Consider the following 22,648-nt stretch of genomic DNA (forward strand, 5'->3'; position numbering starts at 1 on the left):
ATGCTTTAATAATGCCAAATCATTTGTTATCGGGATTTAATTATGGATTTGAATAACCGCCTTACTGAAGACGAAACGCTGGAACAGGCTTACGACATCTTTTTGGAGTTGGCTGGCGACAATCTGGATCCGGCGGATATTCTGCTGTTCAACCTGCAGTTTGAGGAGCGTGGCGGCGCAGAGTTGTATGACCCGGCGGAAGACTGGTCGGAACATGTGGACTTTGACCTGAACCCTGACTTTTTCGCCGAAGTGGTGATTGGCCTGGCGGATAGCGATGGAGAACCGATCAACGACGTGTTTGCCCGCGTGTTGTTGTGCCGTGAGAAAGACCACAAGCTTTGCCACATTCTGTGGAAAGAGTAAGCGGCCGTAAGGCATAAAAAAACCCGCCAATTTTTGGCGGGTTTTTTGTTGGCGAAAAACACCGGTTACAGCGGATCGACCTTCAGACAAGAAACCGCATGGCGGAAGCTGCCCTCCAGCAACGGACGCGTCTTGGCACATTCCGGCCCGGCAATCGGGCAACGGGTGCGGAACACGCAGCCGGATGGCGGGTTAATTGGCGAAGGCAGTTCCCCTTCCAGCAGTTGGATCTGTTTGTCCTTTTCCTTATCCGGATCCGGGATTGGCACCGCTGACATCAACGCTTTGGTATAAGGGTGCTGAGGGTTGTGATACACCTCGTCATAGGTGCCCAATTCCACCGCATGACCCAAATACATCACCAGCACGCGGTCAGAAATATGTTTTACCACCGCCAGGTCATGGGCGATAAATATCAGCGACAGGCCCATTTCGCGCTGCAGTTGCTGCAACAGGTTCACCACCTGAGCCTGAATCGACACGTCCAGTGCCGAAACCGGTTCATCGCAAATCACCAGTTTCGGCTCCAGGATCAGGGCACGGGCAATGCCGATGCGCTGACACTGACCGCCGGAGAACTCATGCGGATAGCGGTTGATCAGGTTTGGCAGCAGGCCAACCTTCAGCATCATCGCCTTGACCTTGTCCTTCACTTCCTGACGCGGCATTTTTGGGTAATAGGTGCGCAGTGGCTCGGCAATGATTTCACCAATGGTCATGCGCGGGTTCAGCGAAGCCAACGGATCCTGGAAGATCATCTGGATATCACTACGGGTTTTGCGCCAGTCAACGTCACTCATACCGAGTAGGTCTTTACCCAGCCAGGCGACGCGCCCGCTGGTGGCCTTCACCAAACCGATGATGGCGCGGGCGAAGGTTGACTTACCACAACCAGACTCACCCACCACACCCAGAGTTTCCCCTTCGAACAAGCGCAACGTCACGCCGTCAACGGCCTTCAGCGTTTTCGGCGGCTGCCAGAACCACTGCTTGTCATCATGAATGTCAAAGTGCACTTTCAAATCGGCCACTTCAAGCAGAACTTTCTTGTCGGTTACCGTACTCATACCAACGCCTCCACCGGTTTAAAGCAGGCACGCAAGCGCCCTTCACCAAACTGCTCCAATGGCGGAGCGCTAGAACATTGCGGCATTGCGTACGCACAACGCGGCTGGAACGGGCAGCCTTTCGGCAGGCGCAACAGGTTCGGCGGGTTACCTGGAATGGTCATCAGCGCCTCACCTTCGGCGTCCAGGCGCGGTACCGCACTCAGCAAACCGATGGAATAAGGATGGCTTGGGTGATAGAACACGTCACGCGCGCTGCCGTATTCCATGGTACGCCCGGCGTACATCACCAGCACTTTGTTACAGATACCGGCCACAACACCCAGGTCGTGAGTGATCATAATAATGGCCGTATTGAACTCGCGCTTAAGCTCATTGAGCAACGTCATAATCTGCGCCTGAACCGTCACGTCCAATGCAGTGGTAGGCTCATCAGCAATCAGCAGCTTCGGCCGGCATAGCAGCGCCATGGCAATCATTACACGCTGGCGCATACCGCCGGAAAACTCATGCGGGTACATACGCATGCGTTTACGCGCTTCCGGCATTTTAACCGCATCGAGCATGCGAACCGACTCTTCAAAGGCTTCGCCTTTGCTCATTTTCTTGTGCTGCATCAGCACTTCCATTAACTGCTCGCCAACGCGCATATAAGGGTTGAGCGAAGTCATTGGGTCCTGGAAGATCATCGAAATCTCTTCTGCCCGCAGCTTGTTGAGCTGTTTTTCCGGCAGGTTGAGGATTTCACGGCCATTAAATTTGGCTGAGCCGCCAATACGGCCATTGCTGGCCAACAGCCCCATCAGCGCGAAAGCGGTCTGGGATTTACCGGAGCCAGATTCCCCCACGATCCCCAGCGTTTCGCCGGCGCGCAGGTCAAAGTTCAGGTCGTTAACGGCCGTCACATCACCGTCCGGAGTACCGAAGGTCACGCGCAAATCTTTGACATCCAGCAACAACGGCGATTTAGCGGCGGTGCTGGTTTGCAACTGCGGATTTTCAATGGTGCTCATGATTGCACTCCTTAACGATCTTTCGGGTCGAGGGCGTCACGCAGACCATCGCCGATAAAGTTGAAACAAAACAGAGTGACAACCAGGAAACCCGCCGGGAACAGCAGCAACCACGGTGAAACTTCCATCGAGTTGGCGCCATCGCTCAGCAATGCACCCCAGCTGCTTAACGGCTCCTGGGTACCCAACCCCAGGAAGCTAAGGAAGGATTCGAACAGGATCATGCTCGGCACCAGTAATGAAGCGTATACCACCACCACGCCGAGCACGTTCGGCACGATGTGACGCAGTACGATATTGCGGCTGGAAACCCCGCATACCAACGCCGCTTCGATAAACTCTTTGCGTTTCAGGCTCAGGGTTTGGCCACGCACGATACGCGCCATGTCGAGCCAGGACACCATGCCGATCGCCACAAAGATCAGCAGAATGTTTTGACCAAAGAAGGTCACCAGCAGGATCACGAAGAACATAAACGGGAAGGAGTTGAGGATCTCCAGCAAGCGCATCATGACCGAGTCAATTTTACCGCCCAGATAACCCGACATTGCACCGTACAGGGTGCCGACGATGACCGCCACCAGCGCAGCGGAAACGCCAACCATCAACGAGATACGCCCGCCAATTGCCACGCGCACCAACAGATCGCGCCCCGATGAGTCCGTGCCGAAGTAGTGCGCCGATTCGAGACTTGGCGCGGCCGACATCATCGCCCAATCGGTATCGTCATAGGCAAACTGCGACAGCCACGGCGCCGCAATCACAAACAGAGTAATCAAAGCCAATACGAACAGGCTGCTGAGCGCCGCCCGGTTGTGCACAAAGCGGCGACGGGCATCCTGCCACAGGCTGCGTCCTTCCACTTCGAGCTTCTCGCTGAAGTTCTCCAGAGCCTCGCTGTTCTTTTTCGTCAACATCATTTGCGTGCTCCAGCTTAATAACGAATTTTTGGATCGATAACGGCGTACAGCACGTCGACGATCGCGTTAAACAGGATAGTCAGAGCGCCAACCAGAATGGTCAGACTCAATACCAAAGAGTAGTCGCGGTTAAGCGCGCCGTTAACAAACAGCTGGCCGATACCCGGCAGGCCGTAAATGGTTTCGATAACCATTGACCCCGTGATGATGCCGACAAACGCCGGGCCCATATAGGAAAGCACGGGCAATAACGCAGGCTTCAACGCATGGCGCAATATAATGCGGCGCATAGGCAAACCCTTGGCGCGCGCGGTACGGATAAAGTTTGAATGCAGCACTTCAATCATCGAGCCACGCGTGATACGGGCGATACTGGCGATATAGGCCAGTGACAACGCCACCATCGGCAAGATAATAAACTTCGGCGCGCCACCGTTCCAACCACCGCCAGGTAACCATTTCAGCGTGATGGCGAAAATCAATACCAGTAACGGCGCCACCACGAAACTGGGTATCACCACCCCGGTCATGGCAAAGCCCATCACCGTATAATCCCATTTGGTATTTTGATTCAGTGCAGCCACTACCCCGGCACTAACCCCCAAGACGACCGCCAACAAGAATGCGGCAAGGCCGAGTTTGGCGGATACCGGGAATGAAGCGGCGACCAGATCGTTAACCGAGTAATCCTTGTATTTGAACGACGGGCCGAAATCGCCCTGCGCAAGCTGCCCCAAATAATTGAAGTATTGTTTGTAGATAGGATCGTTGAGGTGATACTTCGCCTCAATGTTGGCCATCACTTCAGGCGGTAATGCACGCTCGCCGGTAAATGGACTGCCCGGTGCCAAGCGCATCATAAAGAATGAAATGGTGATCAGAATAAACAGCGTCGGAATCGCTTCCAGACAGCGGCGTAGAATAAATTTTAACATTGCCCGTACCTGTTCCATGAATCTGCTGGCCGTCGATATACACATCGGCGACAGATTTCTAGCCTTTACATCAGCTTTATCATTATCAGTCGATCAGTGACGAAGCGCCGCAGCGCCCCGCCATTAAAATCAATGTTTGATAATATAAAGATCTTTAACGTGGATATTATCCAGCGGGTCTTTACCGGTATAACCGCCAACGTAAGGTTTCACCAGACGAGCGTTCACATAGTAATAAACCGGTACGATGGCTGAATCTTTATCCAGTTGCACTTCGGCCTTTTGGTACAGGGCTGCACGTTCTTCGTCAGTTTTGGCTTTCAGCGTATCGCCGATCAGCTTGTCGAATTCTGCGCTCTTATAGTGTGCAGTATTGTTGCTGCTGTCGGACAGCATAGTGTTCAGGAAAGAGGAAGGTTCGTTATAATCCGCACACCAGCCGGCACGCGCGATATCAAAGTTACCTTGGTGGCGGGTATCCAAGAAGGTTTTCCACTCTTGATTCACCAGTTTCACATCCACACCCAGATTTTTCTTCCAGATAGAGGCAGCGGCGATCGCCAGCTTCTTATGCAGATCCGAAGTGTTGTACAGCAGGTTCAGTGTCAACGGCTTACCTGGGCCATAACCCGCTTCGGTCAGCAGTTTCTTCGCTTCTTCGTTACGTTTGTCCTGTGTCCAGCCAAACCACTCTGGCGGCGTCAGTTTGGCACCATCGGTATAAGGTGGGGTGTAACCGTAGGCCGCGAGGTCGCCCTGGTTTTTCACTTTATTGACGATAATGTCGCGGTCCATGCCCAATTTCAGGGCGGTACGCACACGCACATCAGTCAACGGTGATTTCTGGTTGTTGATTTCGTAGTAATAGGTACACAGATACGGGTCGACATGAACTTCAGTCGGGATCTCTTTCTTCAGTTTCTGGAACAGCTCGATCGGCATGTTGTTATAGGTCATGTCGATTTCGCCGGTGCGGTAACGGTTAACGTCAGTCACTTCCGAAGAGATTGGCAGGTAGGACACCTGATTAATGATGGTTTTCGCGTTATCCCAGTATTCCGGGTTACGCTCCAGGACAATACGTTCGTTCACCGTCCAACCTTTCAATTTGTAAGCACCATTAGCCACGAAGTTCTGCGGCTGGGTCCATTTCTCGCCAAATTTTTCTACTGCGGTTTTATTTACCGGCGACATGGATGGGTGTGCCAACAGTTTCGGCAGGTAAGGTACCGGCTCGCTGAGCGTCACTTCGAAGGTATGATCATCAATCGCTTTCACGCCGAGGGCATCAGGTTTTTGTTTACCGACGATGATGTCATCGATATTGGTGATATGTGCATATTGTACATAGCTGGCATAAGGCGATGCCGTTTTAGGATCTGCCAGGCGCTGCCAGCTATACACGAAATCTTGCGCCGTTACCGGATCGCCATTCGACCACTTGGCATTTTTACGCAGGTGGAAGGTCCAGACTTTGAAATCTTTGTTATCCCAGCTTTCTGCCACGCCAGGGACGATAGCACCGTTTTGATCGTTGATGGTCAGGCCTTCGAGCAAGTCACGCGAAACATTGGACTCTGGCACCCCTTCAATTTTATGTGGATCCAACGACTGCACTTCTGCACCGTTGTTTCGTACCAGCACTTGCTTCTCTGCCAGTTGTACGCCCGCCGGCACAACGGCCGCAAAAGCACTTCCGGTTGCTGTGATACCCAGCGCGGCAATGATGCCGGCCGCAAGGATGGTTTTTTTCGTGATGTTGGTCATGTGTGTATACTCCAGTTTTTATTATCACAGGCTCATCAAAGAGCCTGTGTTGCCCCGTGAGCGGACCTTGTTATACCGGCTGCCGTTGAACGAATACGGCAGGCGGACTCCCTTGTATTACTCACCCCTGTTGGCGTGGCGTAATACCCCTCGTTACTGCTTGATGATGTACAGGTTTTTCACATCGGTGTAATCCAGAGGGTCTTTACCGGTGAAGCCCCCCACCGACGGTTTGATCAGGCGTGCACTGACGCGGTAATACACCGGGATTAACGCCGAGTCTTTATCCAACTGAGCCTCCGCCTGCTGATAAAGGGCAGCACGCGCAGCCTCGTCCGGCGCTTTTAGCGTGCTGGCCATCAGGGAGTCAAACGCCGGGCTCTTGTAGAAAATGGTATTGATACTGCTATTGGAGACAACCAGATTCAGGAAAGCGCTGGGCTCGTTATAGTCCCCGCACCAGGTGGCCCGTGCCACGTCGTACTGCCCCTGATGGCGGCTTTCCAGCGAGGTTTTCCACTCCTGATTGCGCAGCGTGACATCCGCGCCGAGGTTTTTCTTCCACATTGACGCGGCAGCGATCGCCTGTTGTTTATTTTGATCTGAAGTGTTGTACAGCAATGTAAACTTCAGCGGTTTAGTCGCGCTGAAGCCTGCCTCGGCCAACAGTTTTTTCGCCTCGGCATTGCGTTGCTCCTGGCTCCACCCTGCCCATTCCGGCGTCGTGAATTTGGCACCTTCGGTAAAGCTCGGGGTAAAGCTGTAGGCCGGGATCTGCCCCTGCCCCATGATCTTGTTGGCAATGATGTCGCGATCCAACGTCAGTTTCACTGCAGCTCGCACTCGGGCATCGGTAAAAGGTGCGCGCTGGTTGTTAATCTCGTAATAAAAGGTGCACAGGTAAGGGTTAACGTGCAATTGCTCAGGGATCTCGCTTTTCATTTTCGCAAACAGGTTCGGCGGGATGGCGCTGTTGGTGATATCGATTTCACCGCTGCGGAAGCGGTTGACGTCACTGACCTCTGAGGAAATCGGCAGGAAAGTGGCCTGATCGATAACCGTTTTCTTGTTGTTCCAGTAACTCGGGCTGCGTTCAAGCACAATGCGCTCATTCACCACCCAATCTTTCAAGCGATAGGCACCATTACCGACATAGTTTGCCGGCAGCGTCCACTTGTCACCAAACTTCTCAACCACCGAGCGTTTTACCGGTTTCAATGAAGTGTGGCTCAGCATACTGATAAAATACGGCACCGGCTCGCTCAGCGTGACCTGCAACGTTTTATCATCGACAGCTTTAATCCCGAGCGTTTGCGGGCTTTGCTTGCCTGTCAGAATGGCGTCGATATTTTCAACTTTGGCGTACTGCAGGTAGCTGGCATAAGGTGAGCCAATTTTCGGATCGGCCAGGCGCTGCCAACTGTAGACAAAATCCTGCGCGGTAACTGGCGATCCGTCACTCCAAACTGCGTCGGGACGTAGGTGGAAAGTCCAGGTTATAAAATCCTGGTTTTCCCAATTGATCGCCGCAGCCGCGACCACGTGGCCATTAGCGTCAGTGCTGACCAGTCCTTCCAGCAGGTTCAGAATAATATTGCTTTCCGGTATGCCTTCAACCTTGTGCGGATCCAATGAAGCCACTTCCGAGCCGTTGTTAATGACAATTTTCTGCTGCTCTGCCAATTGCACCCCGGTCGGAACATCAGCCGCCTGAACAGAATAAACAGCGCTGATACTCAGCAAGCCGGCAATCAACATAGCCAATGGAGTGTACTTTAGGGTTTGCTGCATGGTCGAGGCTCCTTTTCACCAACAAGCATTGCTTATCGATATTCGTGAAGTATTTATAAGAATTCTAAATAAACAGACACCAGCAAAAATCATTCCCACTTTGTCGACGCGAGACCATTAATTACGCGTAGAAAGTTGCTCGGAAATTAGCAGAAGGCAATTTCCATAGCCAATAATTTTTACAGAAATGTTAAGCAATTCTCTTTTATTGCACCAGGCGGGTTTTGTCCCCCTGACGAAGGGGTAACGAATCCTCAAATCAACCAATTGATTTTAATCATTAAAATTGAAATTGGCACTATCAAAGCCGTACGCAGCGAACCCACACACCAGATAAAGAAACATTCATTTAACAAAGACGTCGTTCAAAGAACAAACACCTGCTTATGTGCGGTTAATCACTAATAACACCTGGATGAAAGCGAGACAAGCCCTACAGAATGATGTGATTAAATTAACAACAAATTTGATATCCGGGAGGCAAAAAAGGGCAGAAAGTGAGGAAGATAAGGGGTAAAAACAACGCTTAGAGCTTTTATTGAGCAACAAGTTGAGATTTATGCCACATTATGGTGCAAGTGAAGAAAATTCATTCATATTTCGCACTATATTAATGCGAGTTAATAATAGTTTTTATTTTTAAAATTAATTTGAGTCGCGAATCATCCTATTCGCGACTCATTCGGCTGATTACAACAAGCCGGGGAATATCGCCTTGATGCCAGTCACGATAAACTCGATACCCAACGCCATCAGCAGCAACCCCATGATACGGGTGATGACGTTAATGCCGGTTTGCCCCAACAAACGTACCAGTAAAGGTGCTGCCCGGAACAACAACCAGCAGCAAAAGGCAAACAACGCGATAGCCAGGCTAAACCCCAGCAGATTCTGCCAGCTATGGTAACGGGAACTCCAGACAATGGTGGAACTGATAGCGCCCGGTCCGGCCATCAGCGGCAATGCCAATGGCACGACCCCAATGCTCTCACGGATCGCGCTCTCTGATTTTTCCTGTTTGTTCTGTTTGTCCTCACCCAGTTTGCCGCTGATCATCGACATGGCAATGCTGACCACCAGGATACCGCCGGCAATGCGGAACGAGTCAATAGAGATACCGAACATGCGCAAAATCCCTTCCCCCAAAAACAACGAGGTCCACAGGATGATGGCAACTGACAGGTTGGCGGTCAGGTTGGTTTTATTACGTCCAGCCGCCGCCTGGTAGCTGGTCATGCTGATAAATACCGGCAAAATACCCACCGGGTTTACCAATGCAAACAGGCCGACAAAAAACTTAATGAAGCCGGAAAAATCCAACAGAGATTGGCCCACAAATGACTCCGCTTTAATAGCTCTAAAAGTGACACTGCCTTCGCGCGCTAATGTAATAGAATTGCCACGGGTAATCCATTGTTCATGGGCGAGATTTATCTCTATTTACATCCACTTCGATAAGACAATTCTCTATTGTTAATAGCAATGTACGGTTTATGATTTTTTATGTTGAGAAAAGTGCCTACATCGCAGTTATCAAGAATGATTCTCAAAAACCATGGCTGAATGGTGTCAGCTTGCATTTTTTATGATTTAAATCACAAAATAGCTAACCAATAGTAGTTAAGCTCTTAGTCGTAGTCAGGGAGTAGAACAGGTTAAGGAAAAAGTGGCATCTCTGTTCGGCCCGCTGTCTTCTCCTGCTGAAGCATCGGGTAAAGCTCTTTAAGCAAATCAGCAGCATGCGACAAAAAATGGCGGAAAGCCTTTGTTTTTTAAACGGCATTGCCCATCGGTCTGTCTATACTACTTGCTCGCACGACTGATTTACTGAAAGAGTTTAACATTATCAGGAGAGCATTATGGCTGTAACAAATGTCGCTGAACTGAACGAGCTAGTTGCACGTGTCAAAAAAGCCCAGCACGAATATGCCAACTTCACCCAAGAACAAGTTGACAAGATTTTCCGCGCTGCTGCCCTCGCCGCTGCCGATGCCCGTATTCCTCTGGCCAAACTGGCCGTTGAAGAGTCAGGTATGGGGATCGTTGAAGATAAAGTGATCAAGAACCACTTCGCATCAGAGTTTATCTACAACGCTTATAAAGATGAAAAAACCTGCGGCATCCTGGCCGAAGACCATACTTTCGGTACCATCACCATTGCAGAGCCTATTGGCCTGATTTGCGGTATCGTGCCTACCACCAACCCAACATCTACGGCCATTTTCAAAGCGTTAATCAGTCTGAAAACCCGTAACGGCATTATCTTCTCTCCGCACCCACGTGCGAAAAACGCTACCAACAGGGCAGCGGATATTGTATTGCAGGCCGCGATTGCCGCCGGTGCACCGAAAGACATCGTCGGCTGGATCGACCAACCTACCGTTGAACTGTCCAACCAGTTAATGCATCACCCTGACATCAACCTGATCCTTGCGACCGGTGGCCCAGGCATGGTTAAAGCCGCCTACAGCTCCGGTAAACCGGCTATCGGCGTTGGCGCAGGTAACACCCCGGTTGTGGTTGACGAAACTGCGGATATCAAACGCGTTGTCGCCTCAATTCTGATGTCTAAAACCTTCGACAGCGGTGTGATTTGCGCCTCTGAGCAGTCGGTCATCGTGGTTGACTCCATCTATGATGCAGTTCGTGAACGTTTCGCTACCCACGGCGGCTACATGCTGCAGGGTAAAGAACTGAAAGCCGTACAGGACATTATCCTGAAAAACGGCGGCCTGAACGCGGCTATCGTTGGCCAGCCTGCACCGAAAATCGCTGAAATAGCAGGCATCACAGTACCGGCAAGCACCAAGGTACTGATCGGTGAAGTGAAACTGGTTGATGAAACCGAGCCTTTCGCTCACGAAAAGCTGTCTCCTACGCTTGCCATGTACCGCGCCAAAGATTTTGCCGACGCCGTCAGCAAAGCGGAAAAACTGGTTGCCATGGGGGGTATCGGCCATACCTCTTGCCTGTATACCGACCAGGATAACCAACCAGAACGCGTTGCCTTCTTCGGCGACAAGATGAAAACCGCACGTATCCTGATTAACACCCCAGCGTCTCAGGGGGGTATCGGTGACCTGTACAACTTTAAACTCGCTCCGTCTCTGACGCTGGGCTGCGGTTCCTGGGGCGGTAACTCCATCTCTGAAAACGTCGGTCCAAAACACCTGATCAACAAGAAAACGGTAGCGAAGCGAGCAGAAAACATGTTGTGGCATAAACTTCCGAAATCAATCTACTTCCGCCGTGGCTCACTGCCTATCGCGCTGGAAGAAGTAGCGACCGACGGGGCAAAACGCGCCTTCATTGTGACCGACCGCTACCTGTTCAATAACGGTTATGCTGACCAGATCACTTCCGTTCTGAAGTCTCACGGCATTGAAACAGAAGTGTTCTTTGAAGTTGAAGCAGACCCAACGCTGTCCATCGTGCGTAAAGGCGCTGAGCAGATGAATTCCTTTAAACCAGACGTGATTATCGCGCTGGGCGGTGGTTCACCGATGGACGCGGCGAAAATCATGTGGGTGCTGTACGAACATCCTGAAACCCATTTCGAAGACCTGGCGCTACGCTTTATGGATATCCGTAAGCGTATCTACAAGTTCCCGAAAATGGGCGTCAAAGCGAAAATGATCGCCGTGACCACCACCTCAGGTACCGGTTCAGAAGTGACCCCGTTTGCAGTAGTGACCGACGACGTGACCGGCCAGAAATACCCATTGGCGGATTACGCTCTGACTCCGGATATGGCCATTGTTGACGCCAACCTGGTGATGAACATGCCAAAATCCCTGTGCGCCTTTGGCGGCCTGGATGCTGTGACACACGCACTGGAAGCTTACGTTTCAGTACTGGCGAACGAATACTCTGATGGTCAGGCGCTGCAAGCGTTGAAACTGCTGAAAGAGTATCTGCCAGCCAGCTATAAAGAAGGTGCCAAGAACCCGGTCGCCCGTGAACGCGTGCACAATGCAGCGACCATCGCCGGCATCGCGTTCGCCAACGCCTTCCTGGGGGTTTGCCACTCAATGGCCCACAAACTGGGTTCTGAGTTCCACATCCCGCACGGTCTGGCCAACGCCATGCTGATCTCCAACGTTATTCGTTATAACGCGAACGACAACCCAACCAAGCAAACGGCCTTCAGCCAGTACGACCGCCCACAGGCTCGTCGCCGCTACGCTGAAATCGCTGACCACCTCGGTCTGGGCGCACCAGGCGACCGTACCGCGCAGAAAATCGAGAAGTTGCTGACCTGGCTCGATGAGATCAAAGCTGAACTGGGTATCCCGGCATCAATCCGTGAAGCCGGTGTAACAGAAGCCGATTTCCTGGCGAAAGTCGACAAACTGTCTGAAGACGCCTTTGACGACCAATGTACCGGTGCCAACCCGCGTTATCCGCTGATTGCCGAACTGAAGCAAATCATGCTGGATACCTTCTACGGCCGTAAGTTTAGTGAAGCGGAAGATGAAGAAGTTTTGGTAGCTCCAGCGGCGGCCAAAGCAGAAAAAAAGTCCAAAAAATAACGGTTCATTGAACCAATAAAAAAACCGCCGAAATGAACTGCACCCCAAAAGTTGGATACCCAACTGAGTAAGGTGCAGTTTTTTATGAGCAAGTATTCTCTCAGCTTCAAGCTTAAGGTCGTGCAGAACTATCTTTCCAGCCGGGAAGGTCAGAAGGTGACGGCAAAGCGTTTTGGTATCGATCACAGCGCCGTTCGTAAGTGGTCTGCAGCCTGGAGGCTTCATGGCGACGCAGGGTTAAAGGCCGGTATGGATACCGCAGGATAGCGCTTGCCATTCGCCGGGAAGGAAGTCAGTTGAATCATAAAACGGTTCAGAGTCTGATGCAGAAAATGGAGTTAACTTCCTGTATCAGAAGGAAGAAATATGCCTTTTACAAAGGCCGATACGGAAAAGCCGCGGGTAATGTACTGAACCGTCGGTTCAGCGCGGACAAACCGAACCAGAAGTGGGTAACGGACGTGACGGAATTTAAAATTAGTGGGGAAAAACTGTATTTATCGCCGGTCCTTGAGCTGTATAACGGTGAAATCGTCGCGTATCATATGGAACCTCATCCGCGCCTGTCGATGGTGGACGAAATGCTGACTAAGGCACTGTCAGCGCTGAATGAAGGTGAATATCCGTTACTGCATTCAGATCAGGGCTGGCAGTATCAGATGGCGCATTATCAGAAGCGGCTTAAGGAAGCAGGGCTGAAACAAAGCATGTCACGAAAGGGAAACTGTTATGACAATGCGGTGATAGAAAGCTTCTTCGGCACGCTGAGATCGGAGTGCCTGTATCTGGGTGACTACAGTAATATTAGTGAGTTACGAACAGCAATCGACAAATATATCTACTATTACAACCATGAAAGAATAAAACAGAAACTGAAAGGCCTGAGTCAGGTAGAGTACCGAACCCAGGCCCAAATAGCCGCCTGATGTAAACCGTCCAACTCTATGGGGTCAGTTCAGAAAGGCGGTTTTTTTATGCAGTACGTTGACCAGTATTTACCTGAGTGCGCAATAGCGTTTAAACACGCCACAAGGCTCCCTGTAACGTTCTAAACGCTACTCCAGTGCCTGTATGGCTTCCTTGTAATGCTTGCGGCAAACGGAGACGTAGCTCTCATTCCCCCCTATCACGACCTGCTCACCAGCATGCATCGCCTGTCCGTTCTCATCCAGCCGTAACACCATATTAGCCTTGCGTCCGCAATGACAGATAGTTTTCAGCTCTACCAGTTTGTCTGCCCAAGCCAGCAAGTATTGGCTGCCAATGAACAGCTCTCCCAGGAAGTCGGTGCGCAAGCCATAACACAAAACCGGAATATCCAGTTGGTCGACGACATCACACAATTGCTCAACCTGCTGTTTCGTCAGGAACTGACTTTCATCCAACAACACGCAATGTACCGGTTGCTGTTGATGTTCCTGTGCAATCATCGCATAGATCATCGACTCATTATTATAGAGCTGCGCCTGTGACGACAGCCCGATCCGCGAGCTGACCTTGCCGACACCAAAACGATGATCTATTTCGGCGGTAAACACCAGCGTACGCATACCACGCTCTTGATAATTATATGAAGATTGCAACAACGCAGTAGATTTCCCTGCGTTCATAGCAGAGTAATAAAAATAAAGTTGAGCCATGGGCCCGCAACTCCAATGGTATAAGAAATATTCGAAGGTTGATTCAGAGGTAAAGTGTACCATAACCTGCCGACCTGCTCACGCCTCTGGGTTAATCAACATCCCGCAAAACGAATGCCAACTTTCAAGTGAAACATTCCGTTTTCTGTACAACGTACTTTTACATCTATTTACAGGATGACTTCAGTCTGACATCACATTTAATTACGGCTAATGATTAGCACGCGGCATTAATGGTTATGCCAACACCCTGCATTAATGGTTATGCCAACACAGTAAAGCCCCAACAGGTCCGAGCCGGGAGGAATTAAAGCTATTAACACCACTTGGCACCATGCCAGAGTATTTAATGACAGAAAACAGCCTGGGTACAGTTCTTGACGTTATCTTTACTCGTATACCCCCATTGTTTACAGTGTTTGCATACTTGGTCGCGTGCTTTAACCCACATAATTCGACGTAATATTGATATAAAACACAATTATAACTTAACCATGAAAGCCATTTCGGCATAGCAAACATACCGTCACTGTTGAAAATTTGACTTAAAAATGACGGTTGTAATACTTATCTCCCCTGCCTATATTAGCCAGAGTGTTCTGGTTTTGTGTTTTAAAAGGTAAATTTGAGCCTTCCTTTTCAATTTGGCTATTGCAGAAAAGAAAAGAGCACTCTATTATTACCCCGACGCCCCCACCAATATAATTTGAGACTAGGACAATGAGCGAAGCATTAAAGATTTTGAACAACATCCGTACTCTACGCGCACAGGCAAGAGAATGCAGCCTGGAAACGCTGGAAGAAATGCTTGAAAAACTGGAAGTTGTTGTGAACGAACGTCGCGAAGAAGACAGCCAGGCTCAAGCAGAAGTTGAAGAACGCACCCGTAAACTGCAGCAATATCGTGAAATGCTGATTGCTGACGGTATTGATCCTAATGAACTGCTGCAAACTATGGCTGCAACTAAAGCCGCTGGTAAAGCTAAACGTGCAGCACGTCCGGCTAAATACCAATATAAAGACGAAAACGGCGAACTGAAAACCTGGACTGGCCAGGGCCGTACCCCAGCAGTGATTAAGAAAGCTATCGAAGAGCAAGGTAAATCTCTGGACGATTTCCTGCTGTAATAGCATTCCGCTGCAAGTTAAAAAGGCTCCCTTGGGAGCCTTTTTGTTACGCTTATTTTAAGAAGTAGTAGAACCCAAGTCAGGCTATGCGTAATTATCCTATGTAGGTAACCTTCTACCTCATTGGTCTTGCCTCTCGGCTATCTGGCCTTTTCTGACTTTAGCAAAGCATAAAAAAAGGGGCCGTGGCCCCTTATAGCATTTACGTAAAGCTCAATTACTGAACTTTATAAAAAGACTTATACCATTCAACAAAGCGTTTTACACCTTCTTCCACGCCGGTTTCAGGCTTGAAGCCAATCACGCGATAAAGCTCCGCAGTATCGGAACTAGTATCCAACACGTCGCCAGGTTGCATCGGCAACATATTCTTATGCGCCTCAATCCCCAGAGCCTGCTCCAATGCGCTGATGTATTCCATCAACTTCACCGGATTGCTGTTGCCGATATTATAGACATGGTACGGCGCAGAGCTACTTGCCGGAGACCCCTGTTCCACCGTCCAGGCTGCATTCGGTTGCGGAATAACCGCCTGCAACCGCACAATAGCCTCTGCGATATCGTCAATGTAAGTAAAGTCACGGTGCATCTCCCCGTGGTTATATACATCGATGTTCTCACCTGCCAATATGGCCTTGGTAAATTTAAACAGCGCCATATCCGGACGCCCCCACGGGCCATAAACGGTAAAGAAACGCAGACCGGTGGTAGGCAGACCATATAAATGGGAGTAACTGTGCGACATCAGCTCATTGGCTTTCTTGGTTGCCGCATACAAAGATATCGGGTGATCAACAGAATCTTCGGTCGCAAAGGGTAACTTACGATTTAGACCATATACCGAACTGGAAGATGCATATAATAAATGCTCGACTTTATTATGTCGGCACCCTTCCAGCACATTCAAATGCCCGATAAGATTCGAGTCTGCATACGCCAGCGGGTTGTCCAATGAATAACGCACCCCGGCTTGCGCACCAAGATGAACCACCCGTTGAAACTTATGCTCGGCAAACAGCTGCGCCATGCCCTCACGGTCGGCCAAATCCAGCTTGATAAACCGGAAAGCAGGTTTATCCGCCAGCAGCTCAAGGCGCGCCATTTTCAGGCTCACATCGTAATAATCATTCAGGTTGTCGATACCGATAACCTGATGCCCAGCGGCCAACAGACGCTCAGCGGTGTAGTAACCAATAAACCCTGCCGCGCCTGTAACCAGGAATTTCATATTTATCCCTTAAATAACCGGCTGAATGGACGCACCGCGGCCAATAGCATAATAGGTAAAGCCACGACTTTCCAAACGTTCAGGATCAAACAGGTTACGACCATCAAAGATCACCGGTTGCTTTAACGAACCTTTAATCACGTCGAAATCTGGTGCGCGGAAGTTCTGCCATTCGGTACAGATAACCAGTGCGTCAGCACCCTGCAGCGCAGCTTCCTTGGTACCTACCAGCTTCAGATCGTCACGCTGACCGTAGATGCGCTGAACTTCGTTCATGGCTTCAGGGTCGTACGCCTGAACGGTAGCGCCCGCTTCCCACAGTTGCTCCATCAGCACCCGGCTGGAAGCCTCACGCATGTCGTCGGTATTCGGCTTGAATGCCAGCCCCCAAAGCGCAAAGGTTTTACCTTTCAGACCTTCACCAAAGTGATGTTTGATGAACTTGGTCAGCTTAAATTTTTGCTGATAGTTAACCTGCTCTACGGCTTGTAACAGTTTTGGCTGGTAGCCGATATGTTCAGCGGTGCGGATCAAAGCCTGAACGTCTTTCGGGAAACAGGAGCCACCATAACCACAGCCTGGGTAGATAAAGTGATAGCCAATACGGGAATCAGAACCGATCCCCTGACGCACTTTCTCAATGTCTGCACCCAGCATTTCGGCCAGATTAGACATTTCATTCATAAAGCTGATTTTGGTCGCCAGCATACAGTTGGCAGCATATTTGGTCAGTTCAGCACTACGAATATCCATCATGATCATGCGATCGTGGTTGCGGTTGAACGGCTCATACAGCTCGCGAATAGGTTCAACCACATCTTTGTTATCGGTACCGATAACAATGCGCTCAGGACGCATGCAGTCTGCTACTGCCGCGCCTTCCTTCAGGAATTCGGGGTTGGAAACCACATCGAAAGGAATCTGGCTGCCGCGTTTGCGCAGCGTTTCTTCCATAACCTGACGAACTTTATCTGCGGTGCCGACCGGCACAGTAGATTTATCGATCACTACTTTATGATCGGTCATATGTTCTGCGATGGTACGAGCTACGGCCGTCACATACTTCAGGTCGGCAGAGCCGTCTTCATCCGGTGGCGTCCCCACGGCGATGAACTGAATGGTGCCATGTTCAACGCCGGCTTTAGCATCGGTGGTGAACTGCAGGCGACCTGCTTCATAGTTTTGCTGTACCAACGGCGTCAGGCCTGGCTCAAAAATAGGGATATTTCCTTTCTTCAGGTTTTCGACTTTACGCTCGTCTATATCAATACACATAACGTCGTGGCCGACTTCAGCCAACACCGCAGCCTGCACCAAGCCAACATAGCCAATACCAAAAACTGTTACTTTCATGGGAAAATCCTAGTTTTTCAATTTAAGACGAAAGATAAATAAATTATTTCTTATCAACGGTCAGTAACTGTTTCAACCACTGAGTGAACTCTTGGCCCAGCCCTGCATGGCGCATACCATATTCGACAAATGCCTGCATATAACCCAGCTTGTTGCCGCAATCATGGCTGATCCCTTTCAGGTGATACGCCTCTACCGTCTCTTGCTGCATCAGCATTTCAATGCTGTCGGTCAGTTGGATTTCACCACCCGCGCCCGGAGGGGTTTTCGAAAGCAGCGGCCAGATATCGGCAGAGAGTACATAGCGGCCAACAATGGCCAGGTTGGAAGGGGCTTCATCCGGCGAAGGTTTCTCGACTACGCTGACCATCGGGGCGCTTTCGCCCGGCTGCAGTTCATAACCTTTGCAATCGGCCACGCCATAGTTGCCAACATCTTTATGCGGCACAGGTTCAACCATAATCTGGCTGATACCCGTTTGTTCAAAACGCTGCAGCATTTCGTGCAAATTGTCTTTTTTCAGATCGGAGCTGTACTCATCGAGGATCACGTCCGGCAAAATCACCGCCACCGGTTCGTCCCCCACCAGTGGATAGGCACACATAATCGCGTGCCCCAGCCCTTTAGCCACCCCCTGACGCACCTGCATCACGGTAACGCCCTTGGGACAGATAGACTGCACTTCATCGAGCAACTGACGCTTAACGCGTTTTTCCAGCATCGCTTCCAGTTCAAAACTGGTATCGAAATGGTTTTCGATCGAATTCTTGGAGGAATGGGTAACCAACACAATTTCGTTAATCCCTGCCGCAATACACTCATTGACAACGTATTGGATCAAGGGTTTGTCAACCAACGGCAGCATTTCTTTAGGAATGGCTTTTGTCGCCGGTAACATCCGTGTTCCCAAGCCTGCAACCGGGATCACAGCCTTTCTGACTTTACGATTTACAGCAGGCATTATTTCCTCTCTTAATAGCGCTCAGTTTATGAGCTTCATCCGCCATACAAAAACCCTCGGAGTATACCAGCTTATGACTGACTGGCATTAACCGCGGCACAAATAGAAAAACTTTAGGACAATTACCCAATTGACTAACTGAGGTAAAAATAAGCATCTCAAATATATAAATTTCAAATACTATTTTGACCCAGGAGAATTATTCAGCACTGAGCATCAAGCGTAGCCTACCACCCGAGCCCCAAACCTGGCACTGCCAGGCAGCACAGTGCTGGCTGATTTGATTCATGTAGGTCGCCCCTAGCGTTCCCAGTGGCACACCGTTGCTCAGTTGAATTTGATTATCACCGGTATTTACATTGGCATGCAGGCCGGCGGAGACCAGGATCAGGTTTTTATATTCGGTGTGATAATAACCGACCAGCAGCGGAAATTGCCCTTCCAGCTTGCCTTGACGTAATAATTGATTAACCTGCTTTAACAATGCGGTCATTTGCGGTAGCCGATGACGCTGATTAGCTAAATGGTCTTGCAACAATCCATTAAATAATGCACGCAGCAGCAGGGCCGCCATTACGCCATTATCTCCTGCGCGGGTTACATCCAGACAATAGAACGCCAGGTCTTTATCCGACAGTGCCGCAATATCCAGCACCAATCCCGGGTTCTCGCTAGTGGTTAATTGCCGATAATTAATCCGGCAATTAGCCACGGTCTGCTGAACAGGGGGTTGTAACTGTTTGAGCAACTTCACCGCTTCGGAAGGATTTTTACTCAGCGCATCCCAGTCCTGGAACAGTTCCACCTCCTCAATGGCCGGAGAAGTGAACATATTGGGGTACAGACAGCCCAGCACCGCTTCACGTAAACGATTAAGGTCGGTCACCGGTTTTAGCAACACGTCCTGAACGCCTAACCGCAACATCTTGGCGATATCCGCCATTTTATCGGTAGCCGAAATCACCAACACCGGAGTTTGCACACCTTGCAGCCGCAGATGTTCGACAAACTCAATCCCATCCATTTCCGGCATCGCCAGATCGCACAGGATTAAATCGGGATGCACATCATCCACCAGACTCAACGCCTGCAAACCATTAGGGGCCTCACTGGTTTCCGCCCCCAACGATTTCAAATAGCCAACAAGCACGGAGCGAAAAACCAGTTCGTCCTCAACGACCAAAATGCGCTTGTGAGTCAATGGTAATGCCATCAGCCGAGCCTCTTCCCTTTTCATAGTGTAATAGTGGCTCAAAAAGACCTTTTATGCCTGTCGGAAATTGCTCCCATCGCAGGTTATACAGTCAAGAACCGTAAATTATTTGTTTTTTATCAAGGGCAACAGTTTATCCAGCTGTTTTTCAACTGCCAGCCTGCCGGCTTCAATCGCCTCTTCGGCGCGATGGAAATCCAACGTTGAAATCTGCGGACAATAGGGTTGTATCAGCACATCCGGCGGATCGCCTGCCATGCGGTTGCGTTTCAATCGATTTTCCAGTACCTGAATAGAGGTTCCCATAATTTCCATCGCCGTTGGCGTGAAATTAGGTTTTCTGGTGGTCATTTTGCTGATGCGTTCCCTTAATCGTCCTCGCCAGTTACGGGCAGGGAGATCTTTTGCCGCCTCCATATCAGGACTGCGTACCGAGAACAAATCCTGTTGCATCAGATGGGCATCGTGTTGCAAGTCAACGGCAATAACAATGTCGGCCCCCAACGCCCGTGTCAATGAGATAGGTACCGGATTCACCACGGCGCCGTCCACCAGCCAATAACCGTCAAACCACACCGGCGCCAACAGGCCGGGCATGCTGCACGACGCTCGCACCGCCTGATGAATGTCACCTTCGGTCAGCCACAGTTCCCGTCCGGTACTCAGATTGGTCGCCACGGCACCAAACTTCAATGAACACTCGGCGATGTCATCAATTTTCAACAACTGCCCTACTGCATTAAATACCCGCTCACCACGCAGCAGCCCACCGCGTTGCCAGGACAAATCCATCAAACGGATCACATCCCAATAACTGAATGAACGCACCCAGGTTTCCATGGCTGGCAGACGATGGCTGGCAAAAGCAGCCCCCACCAATGCGCCAACCGAACAACCGGCTACTATCTCGACTTCAACACCCAACCTCTTTAGTGCATTGATTACGCCAATATGTGCCCAGCCTTTAGCCGCCCCTGCCCCCAATGCCAATCCAACCTTGATTTTCCGCATAATTACCGCCTTTTCGGTGAATTGTTTCGATCCTGTCGTCAGCGTAGATTGTCAGGGTCGAATGATGTTAGGTAACATATGCGCTAAATCACTTTCGGCATCGGCCCGTTCATTTCGTTCCGGCCATTTTAGGAGTCACCTTGCCCGAATTATGCCCCTGCGGTAGCGGACTGGAGTATAGCGCATGCTGCGAACCCTACGTTAACGGCACTCAAACGCCGGCCACACCCGGACAATTAATGCGTTCACGCTTTAGCGCTTACGTAAAACACAATGTGGACTATCTGATTGCTACCTGGCATCCCGACTGTCATGCATCGGAATGGCGTAACGCGATCGTCGACAGTTTCAAGCATACCGAATGGCTGGGTCTGACGGTGGTTGAAGAAAAACAGGGCCATGAGGCCGGGGAAGGTTTTGTCGAGTTCATTGCCCGATTCGTCGACGGCAACACCGGTCAGCACCAGGCGATGCACGAGCGTTCACGCTTCCTTCAGCTTGACCAACGCTGGTATTATATTGACGGAACCAAACCCCAACCCGGCAGAAATGCAATTTGTCCCTGCGGCTCAGGGAAAAAATATAAAAAATGCTGCGGACGCTAGCCGAGGCTCAAAGTAACCAAAAGACTTCAAGCGGCTCACTATCGAGTCGCCGCTTGAAGATATAGATGATAAAAACTCTCGCCTGCAAAGACAGGACGTTCAGTATCAGACAGGATCCTCACTCCCATGCCACACCAAAATGTACAAAGAAAAGTTTTGCGCACCATTTGTCCTGATGCCAAAGGACTGATCGCCAAGATCACCAATATTTGTTACAAGCATGAACTCAACATTGTTCAGAACAATGAATTCGTTGATCACCGCACCGGCCGCTTCTTTATGCGTACCGAACTGGAAGGCATTTTTAACGATACTACCTTGCTGGCGGATCTCGACAGTGCACTGCCGGTGGGTTCTGTTCGCGAACTGCATAACTCTGGCCGTCGTCGTATTGTGGTGCTGGTGACCAAAGAAGCGCATTGCCTTGGCGACTTGCTGATGAAAAGCGCCTACGGCGGTCTTGATGTGGAGATTGCGGCAGTTATCGGTAACCACGATACGCTGCAAACGCTGGTAGAGCGTTTTGATATCCCGTTCCATCTGGTCAGCCATGAAGGCCTGACACGCGATCAACACGATCAGAAAATGATGGCCCAGATCGATCAGTATCAGCCGGATTACGTAGTGCTGGCCAAATACATGCGCGTGCTGACACCAGCATTCGTACAGCACTATCCAAACCAGGTGATCAATATCCACCACTCGTTCCTGCCGGCCTTTATCGGTGCACGCCCTTACCACCAGGCTTACGAACGTGGGGTGAAAATCATCGGCGCTACTGCCCATTACGTTAACGATAATCTGGACGAAGGCCCAATCATCATGCAGGACGTGATTCATGTTGATCACACCTATTCGGCTGAAGATATGATGCGTGCCGGGAGAGACGTCGAGAAAAATGCACTTAGCCGGGCGCTGTATCATGTGTTGGCACAACGGGTATTTGTCTACGGCAACCGGACGGTTATCCTGTAATTGCTCAATAAAGCGGTGCCTTTCGTTCAGGGATGCGCCGCCACGAGTAAAAAATCGGCAAACGATTCATTTTCTGCATTTCAATGCTTTACACGCTCGTTTCATTTGATATGATGCGCCCCGCTTACCGAGACAGACGTTTC

At 50.3% G+C, this 22,648-nt stretch carries 19 protein-coding genes and 1 pseudogene; 7 read left to right on the top strand and 13 right to left on the bottom strand.

All coding sequences use genetic code 11. The annotated features are described in order from the left end of the window. Nucleotides 1-42 precede the first annotated feature (42 nt). Nucleotides 43-366, top strand: a complete 324-nt coding sequence (locus ACUTSU_RS02790) for an HI1450 family dsDNA-mimic protein (RefSeq protein ID WP_004945300.1) — start codon at nt 43-45, stop codon at nt 364-366. A 65-nt stretch (nt 367-431) separates the two neighbouring features. Here the strand turns inward: ACUTSU_RS02790 and oppF are convergent, their stop codons facing one another. The 7 genes from oppF to ACUTSU_RS02825 all read right to left on the bottom strand — a co-directional run bounded on the left by oppF (nt 432) and on the right by ACUTSU_RS02825 (nt 9,194). Then, nucleotides 432-1,433 (bottom strand): murein tripeptide/oligopeptide ABC transporter ATP binding protein OppF, encoded by a 1,002-nt coding sequence (gene oppF, locus ACUTSU_RS02795; RefSeq protein ID WP_012145423.1) that lies wholly within the window; start codon nt 1,431-1,433, stop codon nt 432-434. Further along, a complete protein-coding gene (locus ACUTSU_RS02800) occupies nt 1,430-2,446 on the bottom strand; it encodes an ABC transporter ATP-binding protein (protein WP_445650709.1) in 1,017 nt (338 codons plus the stop codon). Before ACUTSU_RS02800 ends, oppF begins: the two co-directional genes overlap by 4 nt. A gap of 11 nt (nt 2,447-2,457) precedes the next feature. Next, entirely contained in the window at nt 2,458-3,366 is a 909-nt protein-coding gene (gene oppC, locus ACUTSU_RS02805; RefSeq protein WP_020827184.1) for an oligopeptide ABC transporter permease OppC, read from the bottom strand. Nucleotides 3,367-3,380: 14 nt separating this feature from the next. Further along, nucleotides 3,381-4,301 carry an oligopeptide ABC transporter permease OppB gene (gene oppB, locus ACUTSU_RS02810; RefSeq protein ID WP_445653739.1) on the bottom strand — a complete coding sequence of 307 codons (921 nt, stop codon included), beginning with the start codon at nt 4,299-4,301 and terminating at the stop codon, nt 3,381-3,383. A 129-nt stretch (nt 4,302-4,430) separates the two neighbouring features. Then, nucleotides 4,431-6,068 carry an oligopeptide ABC transporter substrate-binding protein OppA gene (gene oppA, locus ACUTSU_RS02815; RefSeq protein ID WP_445650707.1) on the bottom strand — a complete coding sequence of 546 codons (1,638 nt, stop codon included), beginning with the start codon at nt 6,066-6,068 and terminating at the stop codon, nt 4,431-4,433. 153 nt (nt 6,069-6,221) lie between these two features. Then, a complete protein-coding gene (locus ACUTSU_RS02820) occupies nt 6,222-7,859 on the bottom strand; it encodes an ABC transporter substrate-binding protein (protein ID WP_445653740.1) in 1,638 nt (545 codons plus the stop codon). 690 nt (nt 7,860-8,549) lie between these two features. Next, nucleotides 8,550-9,194, bottom strand: a complete 645-nt coding sequence (locus ACUTSU_RS02825; RefSeq protein ID WP_012145429.1) for a YchE family NAAT transporter — start codon at nt 9,192-9,194, stop codon at nt 8,550-8,552. 524 nt (nt 9,195-9,718) lie between these two features. On the opposite strand from ACUTSU_RS02825, the gene adhE reads away from it, so the two are divergent. The 3 genes and pseudogenes from adhE to ACUTSU_RS02840 form a co-directional block, all read left to right on the top strand. Next, complete coding sequence (adhE, locus tag ACUTSU_RS02830) at nt 9,719-12,391, top strand: bifunctional acetaldehyde-CoA/alcohol dehydrogenase (RefSeq protein ID WP_445653741.1); 2,673 nt, start codon at nt 9,719-9,721, stop codon at nt 12,389-12,391. A gap of 84 nt (nt 12,392-12,475) precedes the next feature. Then, nucleotides 12,476-12,658 (top strand): helix-turn-helix domain-containing protein, encoded by a 183-nt coding sequence (locus tag ACUTSU_RS02835; RefSeq protein WP_445653742.1) that lies wholly within the window; start codon nt 12,476-12,478, stop codon nt 12,656-12,658. Further along, nucleotides 12,631-13,317: pseudogene (locus ACUTSU_RS02840) on the top strand (IS3 family transposase); the annotation flags it as partial. The gene ACUTSU_RS02835 and the pseudogene ACUTSU_RS02840, both read left to right, overlap by 28 nt. A 129-nt stretch (nt 13,318-13,446) precedes the next feature. Here the strand turns inward: ACUTSU_RS02840 and ACUTSU_RS02845 are convergent. After that, nucleotides 13,447-14,031 (bottom strand): thymidine kinase, encoded by a 585-nt coding sequence (locus ACUTSU_RS02845; protein WP_445650703.1) that lies wholly within the window; start codon nt 14,029-14,031, stop codon nt 13,447-13,449. A 720-nt stretch (nt 14,032-14,751) separates the two neighbouring features. Here ACUTSU_RS02845 and hns point away from each other — a divergent pair. Then, nucleotides 14,752-15,159 (top strand): histone-like nucleoid-structuring protein H-NS, encoded by a 408-nt coding sequence (gene hns / locus ACUTSU_RS02850; protein ID WP_006321188.1) that lies wholly within the window; start codon nt 14,752-14,754, stop codon nt 15,157-15,159. A 217-nt stretch (nt 15,160-15,376) separates the two neighbouring features. Here the strand turns inward: hns and ACUTSU_RS02855 are convergent, their stop codons facing one another. From ACUTSU_RS02855 to rssA, 5 genes are all read right to left on the bottom strand, one after another. Next, nucleotides 15,377-16,387, bottom strand: a complete 1,011-nt coding sequence (locus ACUTSU_RS02855; protein WP_445650702.1) for an NAD-dependent epimerase — start codon at nt 16,385-16,387, stop codon at nt 15,377-15,379. A 9-nt stretch (nt 16,388-16,396) separates the two neighbouring features. Then, the gene (locus tag ACUTSU_RS02860) at nt 16,397-17,740 is read right to left on the bottom strand and encodes a UDP-glucose dehydrogenase family protein (protein WP_445650701.1); all 1,344 of its coding nucleotides are present in this window, start codon (nt 17,738-17,740) and stop codon (nt 16,397-16,399) included. Between the two features lie 43 nt (nt 17,741-17,783). Continuing rightward, nucleotides 17,784-18,701 (bottom strand): UTP--glucose-1-phosphate uridylyltransferase GalU, encoded by a 918-nt coding sequence (galU, locus tag ACUTSU_RS02865; protein WP_445650700.1) that lies wholly within the window; start codon nt 18,699-18,701, stop codon nt 17,784-17,786. Nucleotides 18,702-18,900: 199 nt separating this feature from the next. Further along, nucleotides 18,901-19,914: a two-component system response regulator RssB gene (gene rssB / locus ACUTSU_RS02870; RefSeq protein ID WP_445650699.1), complete on the bottom strand. Its 1,014-nt coding sequence runs from the start codon at nt 19,912-19,914 to the stop codon at nt 18,901-18,903. Nucleotides 19,915-20,019: 105 nt separating this feature from the next. Continuing rightward, a complete protein-coding gene (rssA, locus tag ACUTSU_RS02875) occupies nt 20,020-20,925 on the bottom strand; it encodes a patatin-like phospholipase RssA (protein WP_445650698.1) in 906 nt (301 codons plus the stop codon). A gap of 140 nt (nt 20,926-21,065) precedes the next feature. Between rssA and ACUTSU_RS02880 the strand changes: the two genes are divergently transcribed. Continuing rightward, complete coding sequence (locus ACUTSU_RS02880; protein ID WP_445650697.1) at nt 21,066-21,530, top strand: YchJ family protein; 465 nt, start codon at nt 21,066-21,068, stop codon at nt 21,528-21,530. Nucleotides 21,531-21,656: 126 nt separating this feature from the next. Beyond that, nucleotides 21,657-22,505, top strand: coding sequence for a formyltetrahydrofolate deformylase (gene purU / locus ACUTSU_RS02885; RefSeq protein ID WP_012145438.1), 849 nt, complete (start codon nt 21,657-21,659; stop codon nt 22,503-22,505). Nucleotides 22,506-22,648: the final 143 nt, after the last annotated feature.

It is taken from the genome of Serratia sp. NA_13 (assembly GCF_052691735.1).

What these genes read in the sequence shown, in the direction of transcription:
- ACUTSU_RS02820 (WP_445653740.1), bottom strand. Translation starts at nt 7,859, where the DNA reads ATGCAGCAAACCCTAAAGTACACTCCATTGGCTATGTTGATTGCCGGC.
- oppB (WP_445653739.1), bottom strand. Translation starts at nt 4,301, where the DNA reads ATGTTAAAATTTATTCTACGCCGCTGTCTGGAAGCGATTCCGACGCTG.
- ACUTSU_RS02860 (WP_445650701.1), bottom strand. Translation starts at nt 17,740, where the DNA reads ATGAAAGTAACAGTTTTTGGTATTGGCTATGTTGGCTTGGTGCAGGCT.
- galU (WP_445650700.1), bottom strand. Translation starts at nt 18,701, where the DNA reads ATGCCTGCTGTAAATCGTAAAGTCAGAAAGGCTGTGATCCCGGTTGCA.
- ACUTSU_RS02800 (WP_445650709.1), bottom strand. Translation starts at nt 2,446, where the DNA reads ATGAGCACCATTGAAAATCCGCAGTTGCAAACCAGCACCGCCGCTAAA.
- ACUTSU_RS02855 (WP_445650702.1), bottom strand. Translation starts at nt 16,387, where the DNA reads ATGAAATTCCTGGTTACAGGCGCGGCAGGGTTTATTGGTTACTACACC.
- ACUTSU_RS02835 (WP_445653742.1), top strand. Translation starts at nt 12,476, where the DNA reads ATGAGCAAGTATTCTCTCAGCTTCAAGCTTAAGGTCGTGCAGAACTAT.
- oppF (WP_012145423.1), bottom strand. Translation starts at nt 1,433, where the DNA reads ATGAGTACGGTAACCGACAAGAAAGTTCTGCTTGAAGTGGCCGATTTG.
- hns (WP_006321188.1), top strand. Translation starts at nt 14,752, where the DNA reads ATGAGCGAAGCATTAAAGATTTTGAACAACATCCGTACTCTACGCGCA.
- rssA (WP_445650698.1), bottom strand. Translation starts at nt 20,925, where the DNA reads ATGCGGAAAATCAAGGTTGGATTGGCATTGGGGGCAGGGGCGGCTAAA.
- ACUTSU_RS02790 (WP_004945300.1), top strand. Translation starts at nt 43, where the DNA reads ATGGATTTGAATAACCGCCTTACTGAAGACGAAACGCTGGAACAGGCT.
- ACUTSU_RS02845 (WP_445650703.1), bottom strand. Translation starts at nt 14,031, where the DNA reads ATGGCTCAACTTTATTTTTATTACTCTGCTATGAACGCAGGGAAATCT.
- adhE (WP_445653741.1), top strand. Translation starts at nt 9,719, where the DNA reads ATGGCTGTAACAAATGTCGCTGAACTGAACGAGCTAGTTGCACGTGTC.
- oppC (WP_020827184.1), bottom strand. Translation starts at nt 3,366, where the DNA reads ATGATGTTGACGAAAAAGAACAGCGAGGCTCTGGAGAACTTCAGCGAG.
- rssB (WP_445650699.1), bottom strand. Translation starts at nt 19,914, where the DNA reads ATGGCATTACCATTGACTCACAAGCGCATTTTGGTCGTTGAGGACGAA.
- oppA (WP_445650707.1), bottom strand. Translation starts at nt 6,068, where the DNA reads ATGACCAACATCACGAAAAAAACCATCCTTGCGGCCGGCATCATTGCC.
- purU (WP_012145438.1), top strand. Translation starts at nt 21,657, where the DNA reads ATGCCACACCAAAATGTACAAAGAAAAGTTTTGCGCACCATTTGTCCT.